Raw genomic sequence first — 12,169 nt, 5'->3', positions numbered from 1 at the left:
GCAATACCGCCTAGGCCCTGACTTCCTTCAGGTATTTGTACACGGTGGCCCGCCCCATGCTGAGGACGTTGGCAACGTAATCGGCGCCGCTGCGCCCCTCGAATGCACCCTCGGCGTGTAAGGCCAGTACGAGGTTGCGCTTGTCTTTCATCTTCAAGGTCTGCAGCGACAGGTTATGCGCTTGCAGCCACGCTTGCAGGAAGGTGTTGATGCGCTCCTGCCAATCGTTGCGGAACAACGCATCCGGTTGCGGCTCCAGCCGACTCATCTGGAAGAACGCATCCAATGCCACACGCGCCTGTTCCAGCACCGACACGTTCAGATTGATGCACATCAGATACTCGGCTTCGCCTTGCGGATTGTGCAGCACAGTGCTGATCGAGCGGACCTTCTGACCGTTCCAGTTGAGCTTCTCGTAGGGACCAAGGTTGGTACCCTTCAAAAGGTCACCCAGTTCTGAACCGAGTGCTGAATCATCGCCGAGCTTGCGATGTGAGAAATTATTGGCGATATGAACGATTGTCTGGCCGCGTATCTCATGAATGACGACTTCCGCGTGGGGGTACAGCAGCAGGGCAATGCTTTCAGCGATTGCCTGGTAATTTTCCAGTGTCATGCATTAGCCAATGATCTGTTGAAGAATGCCTATGGTGGCCCTGGAGAATACTGGGCACAAGACGGATCTTTACCGGGTCGGGATCAAGTCCTGGCTGCGAGCCGCTCGCCTCGGCCATTACTGCGTCAGCAGCATCCCAGGTCCTCCAGAGGCATCCGCAGCATGGGGCGACCTCGCCTTGGCCTGGCTCCGCCAATTGCTGGTGGAGCAGGCCAAGGCGTTGGCTCAGGGCTGAAGATCGCCGCTGTCGCCGATCAGCCCTAGCGCTTCGATGGCCAGCAGCGCGCACCGCTCATCGTTGTCCGAGGTATCGCCACTGACGCCGATGGCGCCCAGCAGGCGGCCTTCTGCATCGCGCAGAAGAACGCCGCCGGCGACCGGAATCACCTCGCCACCGGTGAGGCTGTTGATGGCATCGAAGAAGGCCGGCATGGTCTGGGCGCGGCGCGCCAGTTCGCGGCCGCCGAAGCCCAGGCCCAGGCAGCCGCGGGCCTTGCCGGTGGCGATCTGCGGACGCAGGAAGCTGGCCTGCTCATCGCGCAGCACCGCCAACGGGTGGCCGGCGCTGTCGAGCACCGCTGCGGCCATAGGCTTGAGGTTCAAAGCGCGTGCCTGGTGCAGGGTCGCGACGGCCAGTTGCACTGCCAGTTCGAAGTTGAGCGTTGTCATGTTCACAGGCTCCATTTGCCGAGTTCGGACACGCGGTCGCGGGTGTAGAGGTCGGTCCATTTCAGCGAATTGAAGTCCGACACCTGCTTGGGGTTGTAGGCGGTGCGTTGCAGCCGTACCGGCTCGCCGGCCTTGTACACCGCCTGCAGCCGAGCGCGGTCTTGAAGGATGCGGATGTCGTCCAGGGGCGAACCGTCGAGCACCAGCAGGTCGGCCTGTTTGCCCGGTTCCAGGGTGCCGAGCGTCTCGCCGCGCGGCATCAAGCGTGCGCCGACATGGGTTGCGGCGAATAACGCTTCGGCCGGGGTGAAGTCCAGATGCCGTACCAGCAGCTCCAGTTCGCGAGCGTGCCATTCGCCATAGGGTGTCACAGCAAAGCCGCTGTCGCTGCCGCAGGCGAAGGGTACGCCGGCGGCCTTGGCGCGCTTGAGTACCGGCGCGCCGAGCTCGAGGGTCCGGGCGCAGTAGGCGGCGTAGCCGGTGCTGATCGCGGGGTCATGGGGCTGGCAGAAGTCCACGGTGTTTTGCGGGAAGGTCATGGTCGGAGCGAGCACGCTGCCAGCCTCAAGCAGCGCTTCGATGCAGGCGTCATCCATGTAGAAGGCGTGGAACACCAGGTCGACGCCAGCCTTGGCCGCGTACATCACCGCTTCTCGGCCATAGGCGTGGGTAGCCACACGGCAGCCGAGGCGATGAGCTTCGTAGACCATCTCACGGGTCTCGTCGGCGGTGAAAGCGGCGATGATTTCGCCGTTGGGGCGACGGTGGGTGCCGTCCATGGCAATCTTGATCAGGTCCACGCCGTCCTTGGCCTGCTTGCGGATCTGGGCAATGGCATCGTCACGGCTGGTGACCAGCGCGGCGGTGAAGTACTCAGGGGCGCCGACGCGGCTGGGGAACCAGTCGTTCAGGCTCTGTCGATTGGTGATCACTCGGCTGCTTGCAGCGATACGTGGGCCTTCGAACAGTCCGGCGTTGACCGAATTGCGCACGGCAATGCTGAGTTGGCCACTATCGCCAGGGCAGACCATGGACGTCACGCCGGCAGCCAGAACGTGCTGAGCGAAGAATAGCCCCCGCAGGGCGCGAAACTCGTCGCTGGTCCAGATGTCGATGTCTTCCTCGCTCTGGGCATTGCCAAACGCCAGGTGGGTGTGCACGTCCACCAGCCCGGGCATGACGAACTGGCCGTGGGCTTCACGGTCGCCGGGTTGCGGACGGGGTGCCTCGGCGGATGGCCCGACATGGCGGATCACGCCGCCTTCGATGATCAATGTCTGTCGTTGGCGGGTGTGCAGGCCAGTACCGTCGAACAGGGTAGAGCAGTGCAGGTGCAGGGCACTCATTGGTGAGCTCTCTCATCGTGAGGGTGGTGCAAGGCTAGGCCGTGGTGACTGCCCAGCACCAACAGATGCTATTGATGGCCAGGTATCGATGGCATCGATACCTGGCGCTCTCTGGCGCAGAAACGAGAACGGCGCCAATCGGCGCCGTCGGAGCCAGGGCCGGCAGCGCCGATCAGGCCGTGTGGCCGCCAAGGGTTTCGGCGATCCAGTCGGCGATGTAGTGCCCGGCATTGATGCTGTTGTCGAAGCTCGAATGCTGCACGCCACCTTCACGGTCAGTGAAAATCTTCAGTTCGCGTTTCGGGCTGTTGACCAGTTGCTCGTAGGTGCGGTGTGCCCATTTGAGCGGGATCTGCGAGTCTTTCTCGCCGTGGGTGACCAGAAACGGTACGTGGATACGGTCGAGGACACCGTCGAGGTGTACGTTTTCGGCGATGCGCATGAAGTCGTCCAGGTCCTTCGCCCCCCAGACCCATTGCACGTGCGCCCAGTAGTGCGGCACCGGGAAGTTGCCTTCCTTCTCCAGGCGACGCTTCTGCACGTCGCGCCAGTCGTGGTTGGCGCCCCACACCACGCCGCAAGCAAAGCGCGGTTCGAACGCCACTGCGCGCGGACAGTAGTAGCCGCCCAGGGAAACGCCTTCCAGGCCGATGCGCCTGGCATCGACATCAGGGCGGGTTTCCAGCCAGTCCACTATGCGGCTGGCCCAGTGTTCGCTGTCATGGCGTGCCGTCATGCCGTGGAGGCGAAGCGCTTCGCCGGTGCCGGGCTGGTCGACAATCAGCGACGACACGCCTCGCCTGGCCAGCCAGGCAGGCAGGCCGACGCGGTATTTCATTTCCTTGGTCGAATCCAGCCCGTTGACTTGCACCAGCAGCGGTGCCGGGCCACTCACGCCTTCTGCGCGCACCAGCAGTCCCGAGAGGTGCTTGCCTTCATACGGGATCTCTACGCGCTCACAGTTCTCCTTGGCCAAATCGATGCCGCGGGCGAAGGTGTCGAGGAAGCGCTGATACAAAGCTGCACGACCCGGCGCGCCGTGGGCCTGCAAGCGTTCGCAGGTGAGGTAGTAGGTGGCCGCGCGGTTGTATTTTTCGCCGGCGGACAAGCGTCGGCCGGCGGTTTCGTCTTCTTCGGCCAAGCCGCACAGCTTGTCGGCCATGGTCGACCATATTTCCCGGAAGGCCTGGGTGCCGGCGGCGTCGGGCTGTTTGGCGGCTTCCTGCAGCGGTGCGCACATTTCCTCGATTTCACCCATGCGGGCACCCATTTCGATGGCCAGGTCCACCGAGAGGTTCCAGACGTAATTGGTGGGGAAGTAACGGAACATTCTTGTTGTCCTTCTGCGGTCGTGGAGTCCGGCGCCCAATTGAGCGACAGGCAGGTAGGGCGCGGTTTGAAGGCAAGGTACGCAGGCAGGGCAGGGTGGGGCCAATCGTGATCAGGGATGCGAGGTATCGCGAAACGCGATGCCCCAGCACCGTTGCGGTGTCTGGGGCGATGGCCGCCGCTCAGGCGGTGGCGCGCAGAGCATCTGGCTGCGTGCTGGCGCATTGAATGACATCGCTGATGCGCTCGCGCAGCCATCTGTGCATGGGGTCGCCGTCCATGCTGCGGTGCCAAAGCATGAATTCACGCATAACCGGGATCTTCACTGGCGGTGGCAACAGGCGCAGCGGCAGGTAGCCGGCATAGAGTTCGGCCAGTCGGCGGTGCATGGTAGCGATCCGCACGGTGCCCACCAACAACTGGGGCAGGGTATTGAAGTCGTTGGTGATGACTTCCAGCCGCCGATTGAAGCCGTACTGGTTCATGAACCAGTCCTCGATGCTCAAGTGGCGGTTGCGGCCAAAGCCCACCGAGATGTGGCCCATCTGCATGTACTGCTCAAGTGTCAGATGCTCGCCCACCTCGGGGTTGTCGCGCCACACCACGCAGACATGATCTTCCTCGAACAGCAACTGCGCCGGATGGCCCTCGATGAGGTAACGCTCGGGCACGATCATCATGTCGACCTCACCTCGCATCAGCAATTCGGCGCTACTGTCGCCTGGGCCGATCATCTCGAAGGTGATGTGCGGCGCCTCCTGATGGATTTTCTGGATGACCTGAGCGAATACCACACTGATCAGGTAGTCCGAGGCCACCAGGCGGAAGTGTCGCTTGCTGGCGGCCGGATCGAACACCGGCTTGGCCGTTATCGAGGCGCGAATGGTCAGCAGCACCTCGCGTACCGGCTTGGCCAGTTCCAGAGCATAGGGGGTGGGCTGCATCTTGCGGCCGACCTGCACCAGCAACTCATCCTCGAAAAACGTTCGCAAACGCCCCAGCACCCCACTGGTGGCCGATTGAGTCATGTGCAGGCGCTCGGCAGCGCGTGTGATGTTTTGCTCCTCGAGCAGGATGTCCAGGGCAACCAGCAGGTTCAAGTCCAGGTGGTGAAAGCGCATGGTGATAGCTCTCGGTTCTTGTAGTTATTTTCGCGATACCTTCCCGCTGCATTGCCGATACGTCAAGACCTTCAAGCCACGATACCGAGCCAACGCCACAGCACATGGGCTTTGGCCCAGGTATCGCGATTGCCGATGCCTCGCATTCTGACTCGCGATTGGTCACGCCACCCCGCCACCGAGCAACCTGCACGCCAGTCGTACGGCCGATGTGCCGCCGCGACCCACTACCGGTGACCTGCCTCGCCGAATAACAATTTCAATGGAGTGGTAGCCATGAATATTCTTGGTCTCGACGCGCTGGTGTTTGGCGTCGACGATATCCAGGCCTGTGCCGATTGCCTGCGTGACTATGGCCTCGATGCCGTTCAGCTGGACGGCGACGGCGGCCGTTTCGAGGCGCTGGACGGCACCTCGATCATTATCCGCCGCGGCGACGACCCTGGCCTGCCGCCAGCGCTCGGGCCGACCCCATCGCTGCGCGAGACCGTTTACGGCGTCGCGTCGAGCACCGATCTGGCGGCCATCGCCGACGAGCTGGGCCGTGATCGCGAAGTGCGGCGCGACGCCAGCGGCGCGTTGCACACCTTCGACGACCTGGGCTTTGCCATTGCCTTCCAGGTGACCTGCCGTCGCCCCTTCGACGCGCCGGCCGACCTTACCAACGCCCCCGGTAGCGCACCGCAGCGCCCGATCAACCAGCTGGGCATTGCCCCGGACATGCCGGCGTTGCCGCGCACCTTGTCCCACGTGGTGTACTTCGTACCCGATGCGGCCAAGGGCGAAGCGTTCTACCGCGATCGCCTGGGCTTCGTCACCACTGACAGCTTCACAGGCGTCGGCCCGTTCATGCGCACCGCCGCCATGGACGATCACCACTGCCTGTTCATGATCCAGACCCCACCGCACATGCAGGGTTGCGAGCACTTCACCTTCCATATGGGCAGCGGCACCGAGGTCCTGCTGGCCGGTACGCGTTTCCAGCAGCAAGGCTGGACCAGCTTCTGGGGCCCGGGCCGACACCTGCTGGGTTCCAACTGGTTCTGGTACTTCAACAGCCCGCTGGGCTGCCACATCGAGTACGACGCCGACATGGACAAGCACGATGACGCATGGGCGGCGCGTCAGGCGCCGATGTCGGCCGACAACTCGCAGCTGTTCCTGTTCGCCTCGCGGGAGAAATGGGCACCCAGCGGCCCACCTGCGAAGCAGGGTTGAAACATGGCGTGGGTGGAGCTGTGCCGGCTCGATGAGCTGGGCGAAGGTCAAGCGCGCGGTTTCGACCCACAGGGCAGGGGCGCGGACAGCCTGTTCGCCCTTCGGTACCTGGGCCAGGTACGCGTCTACCGCAACCTGTGCCCGCATTTGATGGTGCCCATGGAGTACCGCAAGAACCGCTTTTTGAGCGCCGATGGCCATTGGATCGTCTGCTACGCCCACGGCGCGCGCTTCACGCCCGAAGACGGTACTTGCGTTCACGGCCCCTGCCGAGGCGAAGCCTTGGAGGCACTCGATCACAAGGAAGCGGACGGCTGGCTGCTATTGCCGCTGGAGCAGCTCGATCGCTGACCTATCGCGCCGCGCGATAGGTCGCATCCCGCGACGCGATTGGTCATGGACCGGCGCAGGCGGGAAGCTGTGCATAGGCACAGGAAACGGCCGCCCCGCATGACGGGGCGCACAACAAGAACAAAACGTGAGACATGCCATGAATACTGTGAACAACGTGTTGATCGTGGGCGGCGGAATTGGCGGGCTGTGTGCCGCCATCGCCTTGCGCCGCAAGGGCATCGCCGTCGATCTGGTCGAGCTGAAAACCGAGTGGACCGTCTACGGCGTCGGCATCATTCAACAGAGCAATGTGGTGCGCGAGATGCACCGGCTGGGCCTGCTCGAAGCCTACCTTGATGCGGCCTACGCCTTCGAGGACGTGGCCATCTATACCACCGAAGGGCAGCAACTGGCGCGCATCCCTGGCCAGCGCCTGGCCGGTCCGCAGTATCCGGCCAATGTGGGTATCTCGCGCCGCGCCCTGCACAAGGTGTTGAGCGAAACTGCCATCGAACTGGGCACCCAGGTGCGCCTGGGCACCTCGGTGGAAAGCTTCGAGCAAGACGACAGCGCAGTGGACGTGCTGTTCACCGATGGCAGCCAGGGGCGCTACGGTCTCATGGTCGGCGCCGACGGGCTGTTCTCGAAAGTCCGCAGCGTGCTGTTCGGTGATCGTTATCAGCCGCGTTTCACCGGGCAGTCGGTGTGGCGCTACAACTTCCCGCGTGCGGCAGGTATCGACCACCTTGCCAACTACCAAGGACCCTCTGGCAACGCGGGGCTGGTTCCGCTGGCCGATGACCTGATGTACCTCTTCACCACCTCCCACGAGCCGGGCAACCCCTGGATGGAACCGGCCGCTTTGGCTGATGGCCTTCGCCAGCGCCTGGCCGGTTTCGGCGGGCTGATCGGCGAATTGCGCGAGCAGATCGTCGACAACGCCGGGGTCGTTTACAAGCCGCTTGAAGCGGTGTTTGTCGACGAACCCTGGTACTACGGTCGAGTGCTGCTGATCGGGGATGCCGCCCATGCCACCACGCCACACCTGGGGCAGGGGGCTGGCATGGCCATTGAGGACGCCGTGGTGCTCGCCGAAGAACTCACCGCGGGTGGCAGCCTCGACGCGCAATTGCAGCGTTTCATGGGCCGGCGTTTCGAGCGCTGCAAGTTCATCAGCGAAATGTCCCTGCTGGCAGGTGTGAAGGAGATCCAGCGCGATCCTTCCTTCGACCGCATCGGCCTGGTCAAGCGCATGCTGGAGGTCACCGCGCAGCCGATCTGACTCCCCGTACCCGGCACGCCCTGCCTTGTCGGCGCGCCGGCCCTATGCCAACACCGACGCACAATAAAAAGAAAGAGGAAACCCCGATGTTGACTCGCAAAGGTGCATTCACACGGCCGTTACCGGCGCTCAAGCCCCTCAGCCTGGCGCTTGTCGCGCTGGCCGCAAGCCAGGCCCAGGCCTTCGAATTCGATACCGGCAACCCCGACCTGCGGGTGCGCTGGGACAATACGCTGAAATACAGCGCCGCCTGGCGTACACAGGACGCGAGCAGCAAGCTCACCGAAGGGCAGACCGCGCTGAACCTGGACGACGGTGACCGCAACTTCGACAAAGGCCTGATCTCCAACCGCCTCGACCTGCTGTCGGAACTGGACATTACTTACAACAACGTCGGCGCACGGGTCAGCGGCGCGGCCTGGTACGACGATGTCTACAACCAAGGGACTGACAACAACGACCCTGGCCGTGCCAACAGTTATTCGGTCGACTACGACGCGTTCACCGACGACACGCGCAAGCTGCATGGACGCAAGGGCGAGCTGCTCGACGCCTTTATCTTCGGCAAGACCGAGATCGGCGACATGCCGCTGTCCGGCCGTTTGGGTCAATACGCCATGCAGTGGGGCGAGAGCCTGTTCTTTGGCATGAACGGCATTGCCGGCGGCATGGCTCCGGTGGACGTGGTCAAGGGGCTGTCGGTACCCAACACGCAGTTCAAGGAACTGATCCGTCCGGTACAGCAGATTTCCGGACAACTCCAACTGACGCCGGATGTGTCGGTGGGGGCCTACTACCAGTTCGAGTGGGAGGCCAACCGCCTGCCGGCAGCGGGCAGCTATTTCTCCACAGACGACTTCTTTGGTGATGGCGCCGAGCGCATGTTCGTCGGCGCGCCGGTGTTCCCCGGTGGCCAACCTCTGGCGTTCTTCCACGGCAACGACAAGCAAGCCAAGGACTCAGGGCAGGGCGGCGTGCAGGTGCGCTGGCGCACCGAGACTGTCGACTGGGGCCTATACGCCATCCGCTTTCACGACAAGTCGCCGCAACTTAACGTACGCCCGGACTTCGCCAACCTCGACCCGGTCAGCGGCAAGGCCGGCGAGTTCTACTGGGTGTATCCCGAGGGTATCGAGGTGTTCGGTGCGAGCTTCTCCACCACCGTTGGCAACTTCAACCTCGCCGGTGAGTTGTCAACGCGCTGGAACCAGCCGTTGGCCTCGACCAACCAGCATGCGTTGGCCGTGGGCGAGGCGATCGACAATGACGATAACCCGGTTTACGCCACCGGCCGCACGTTGCACGCCAACTTCTCCTGGCTTGCCAGCCTGGAGCCGAACTTCATCGCTGCCGAGTCAAGCTTCCTCGGCGAAATCGCCTGGAACCGGGTGATGAGCGTGAGCAAGAACGCCGATGCCGTTGACCCTAACGCCGACCGTGACGCCACCAGCCTGCGCCTGGTGTTCGAACCGATGTACCGGCAGATCTTACCGGGTCTCGACCTGTCGGTGCCGATCGGCGCGAGCTACACCAACGGCGCGTCCATGGCGCTGGGCACCGGTTTTGGTACCGATCATGGCGGTGACCTGAACATCGGCCTGAAAGGTAACTACCTCAACACCTGGAGTTTGGGTCTGACCTACACGCACTACTACGGCCCGGAGAACACCTTCCTCGACGCCGATAACCACTACACCTTCGAACAGTCGCTCAAAGACCGCGACTTCATCGCCTTCACTGTCAGCCGCACCTTCTGACCGAGGACCACCCGATGAAACACAATAATAAAGTCGTTTCCCTGCTCACTGCCCTGAGTGCCTCGCTGCTATTGGCCCACGGCGCCGTTGCCGCAGTGCCCGCCGAGCAGGCGGCCATGCTCAAGACCAGCCTGACCCCGCTCGGTGGCGAGCGGGCCGGCAATGCGGATGGCAGCATTCCTGCCTGGACCGGTGGCTACATCCAGGCCGACCCGGCCTATAAGGAAGGCGGCAAGCGTGGCGATCCGTTCGCCAGCGACAAGCGGCTGTTGAGCATCACCGCGCAGAACATGGCGCAGTATGCCGACAAGCTGACGCCGGGCATCCAGGCCATGCTGAAGAAGTACCCGGACAGCTATCGTCTCGACGTCTACCCGACACGCCGCAGCGCTGCCGCTCCGCAGTCGGTGTACGACGCCACCCTCGCCAACGCCACCAGCGGCAAGCTGGTGGACGGCCCCGCCGGCCCCATGCCCGAAGGCGCATCCGGTGGCATCCCGTTCCCGATCCCGGCCAATGGCGTGGAAGCCATGTGGAACCACCTGCTGCGTTGGCGGGGTGCGTCCTGGCATGCCAGCTTCAATCAGTACCTGACCACCGCCGACGGCAAGCACGTGCTCACCAATGACTCGCGGGCCGATTTGCAGATGCCCTGGTACCTGCCCGGTGGCAGTGGCGACAAGGGTGTGTTCTGGTCCATCCGCATGACCAACGACGGCCCGCCCCTGCGTGCCGGGGAGGCCATTACCGGCCTTGAGAATCTCAACGCCGACAAAGCTGCGGTCTGGACCTACCTGCCTGGTCAGCGCCGTGTGCGTCGCCTGCCCAACGCCTGCTGCGACACGCCGACCCCGGCCACCGCCGGCGTCATGAGCTTCGATGAGCTGTACGTGTTCAACGGTCGTCTTGATCGCTTCGACTGGAAGCTGGTGGGCAAGAAGGAGATGTACATCCCCTACAACGCCAACAAGGTGTTCACCGCCAGCAACGCCGAGGCGCTGCTGGCCCCCCATCACCTGAATCCCGACGCCATCCGCTGGGAGCTGCACCGTGTGTGGGTGGTGGAGGCGACGCTGAAGAATGGCCAGCGTCATGTGATGCCGCGTAGCACCTACTACCTCGACGAAGACACCTGGGCTGCCGTGCTGGGCGAGCGCTATGACGCCCGCAACCAGTTGGCCAAGGTGGTCTGGACCTCGCCGGTGGTGCTGCCTGACCTGCCGGGCGTGGTGACCTTGACCAACGGCTTCTACGACCTGCTCTCCGGTGCCTGGTTCGCCGGTGACCTGTTCGCAGGCAAGAACGAACAGTACCGCATCGTGCCGCCCTACAAGGACTCGGTGTTCACCGCCGACGCCATGGCCGGCGAGGGTGTGCGCTGAGCAGGCGCGCTGCGCAGGTGCAGTACCGACTCTAAGAACAAAAGGTTGCGTGCGATGAACAAGATGCTCTACGGCTGGCTGCTGGCAGCCTGTTGCGGGCTGCCGCCGGCGTTCGCCGGTGACAGCGTGGATATTCTCGCGCAGCCCGCGCTGCACGGCCCCCAGGCCCTGCGTGCGGTGTTGCAGGATGTGGCCCGGGCCGATGCACGCCTGGTCGCGGTGGGTGAACGTGGCGTGGTACTGCTGTCCGATGACAATGGTGCCACCTGGCGCCAGGCCACTGCCGTGCCGGTGAGTGTCAGCCTGACCGCCGTGCAGTTCATCGACGCCCGCAACGGCTGGGCAGTCGGCCATGCCGGCGTGGTCTTGCACAGCCAGGACGGTGGTGAGCACTGGAGCGTGCAGCTCGACGGCAAGCGCGCCGCCGCCCTGGAGGTGCAGGCAGCCGAGGCTGCCGCAGACGAGCGTCGCATGGCGGCGGCGCAACGGCTGCTGGCTGACGGCGCGGACAAGCCGTTGTTGGCCCTGAATTTCACCGATGCCCGCAACGGCCTGGTCGTGGGTGCCTACGGGCTGGCCATGCGCACCGCCGACGGCGGGCGGAGCTGGCAGTCGGAGATCGGCCGACTGCCGAACGGGCGTGGACTGCACCTGTATGCCCTGGCGCGCCAAGGCAACCAGGTGTACATCGCCGGCGAGCAGGGCCTGCTGCTTCGCTCGCGTGATGGCGGTGAGCATTACGAGGCGCTGCACGGGCCCTACGATGGCAGCTACTTCGCCGCCACCGTGTTGCCTGATGGCAGTCTGCTGCTCGGCGGCCTGCGCGGTTCGCTGTTCGCCTCTGACGACGGTGGCGACAGTTTCCAGGCGCTAGCCAACCCGATCCCGGCATCGATCAACGGCCTGCGCGTCGCCGGTGACCAGTTGTTGCTCGCCAACCAGGCAGGGATGCTCCTGCGCAGCGGCCTCGGCGCCTTTGTCGCCCAGCCCGTGGCGGTCTCCGATGGCCTGCCACTGACCGCCGCTACCACCGCCGCCGATGGCTCCATCGTCGCCGTCGGCATGGCCGGTGCGCGCCGCCTGGAACCTTCCTCTCTTTCCACCACGACGGACTGA

The 12,169-nt window shown here is 63.9% G+C and carries 11 protein-coding genes; 6 read left to right on the top strand and 5 right to left on the bottom strand.

All coding sequences use genetic code 11. The features are described 5' to 3' along the window. Window positions 1-10: 10 nt before the first annotated feature. The 5 genes from INQ47_RS03035 to INQ47_RS03015 all read right to left on the bottom strand — a co-directional run bounded on the left by INQ47_RS03035 (window position 11) and on the right by INQ47_RS03015 (window position 5,081). The gene (locus INQ47_RS03035) at window positions 11-616 is read right to left on the bottom strand and encodes a transcriptional regulator (protein ID WP_104887618.1); all 606 of its coding nucleotides are present in this window, start codon (window positions 614-616) and stop codon (window positions 11-13) included. Between the two features lie 225 nt (window positions 617-841). Beyond that, window positions 842-1,285, bottom strand: coding sequence for a heme-binding protein (locus tag INQ47_RS03030; RefSeq protein WP_049587911.1), 444 nt, complete (start codon window positions 1,283-1,285; stop codon window positions 842-844). 2 nt (window positions 1,286-1,287) lie between these two features. Beyond that, window positions 1,288-2,631, bottom strand: a complete 1,344-nt coding sequence (locus INQ47_RS03025; RefSeq protein ID WP_404701051.1) for an amidohydrolase family protein — start codon at window positions 2,629-2,631, stop codon at window positions 1,288-1,290. 172 nt (window positions 2,632-2,803) lie between these two features. Further along, a complete protein-coding gene (locus INQ47_RS03020; RefSeq protein ID WP_404701050.1) occupies window positions 2,804-3,961 on the bottom strand; it encodes an alpha/beta hydrolase family protein in 1,158 nt (385 codons plus the stop codon). A gap of 181 nt (window positions 3,962-4,142) precedes the next feature. Next, window positions 4,143-5,081, bottom strand: a complete 939-nt coding sequence (locus INQ47_RS03015; protein WP_020191687.1) for a LysR family transcriptional regulator — start codon at window positions 5,079-5,081, stop codon at window positions 4,143-4,145. A gap of 276 nt (window positions 5,082-5,357) precedes the next feature. On the opposite strand from INQ47_RS03015, the gene INQ47_RS03010 reads away from it, so the two are divergent. The 6 genes from INQ47_RS03010 (at window position 5,358) to INQ47_RS02985 (ending at window position 12,169) form a co-directional block, all read left to right on the top strand. Then, the gene (locus INQ47_RS03010; protein ID WP_404701049.1) at window positions 5,358-6,299 is read left to right on the top strand and encodes a VOC family protein; all 942 of its coding nucleotides are present in this window, start codon (window positions 5,358-5,360) and stop codon (window positions 6,297-6,299) included. 3 nt (window positions 6,300-6,302) lie between these two features. After that, the gene (locus INQ47_RS03005; RefSeq protein ID WP_404701048.1) at window positions 6,303-6,650 is read left to right on the top strand and encodes a Rieske (2Fe-2S) protein; all 348 of its coding nucleotides are present in this window, start codon (window positions 6,303-6,305) and stop codon (window positions 6,648-6,650) included. 139 nt (window positions 6,651-6,789) lie between these two features. Next, on the top strand, window positions 6,790-7,914 hold the full coding sequence (locus INQ47_RS03000) for an FAD-dependent oxidoreductase (RefSeq protein WP_404701047.1): 1,125 nt from the start codon (window positions 6,790-6,792) through the stop codon (window positions 7,912-7,914). 86 nt (window positions 7,915-8,000) lie between these two features. After that, entirely contained in the window at window positions 8,001-9,671 is a 1,671-nt protein-coding gene (locus INQ47_RS02995) for a DUF1302 domain-containing protein (protein ID WP_404701046.1), read from the top strand. A gap of 14 nt (window positions 9,672-9,685) precedes the next feature. Further along, window positions 9,686-11,053 carry a DUF1329 domain-containing protein gene (locus tag INQ47_RS02990; RefSeq protein ID WP_239607661.1) on the top strand — a complete coding sequence of 456 codons (1,368 nt, stop codon included), beginning with the start codon at window positions 9,686-9,688 and terminating at the stop codon, window positions 11,051-11,053. 54 nt (window positions 11,054-11,107) lie between these two features. Further along, window positions 11,108-12,169 carry a WD40/YVTN/BNR-like repeat-containing protein gene (locus tag INQ47_RS02985; protein WP_404701045.1) on the top strand — a complete coding sequence of 354 codons (1,062 nt, stop codon included), beginning with the start codon at window positions 11,108-11,110 and terminating at the stop codon, window positions 12,167-12,169.

The sequence above is a fragment of the Pseudomonas sp. 3HC3 genome, from assembly GCF_044904505.1.
GTDB classification, from domain to species: domain Bacteria; phylum Pseudomonadota; class Gammaproteobacteria; order Pseudomonadales; family Pseudomonadaceae; genus Aquipseudomonas; species Aquipseudomonas putida_Y.
The sequence above is the reverse complement of the archived record's forward strand: the minus strand, read 5'-3'. Positions and strand labels throughout refer to the sequence as shown.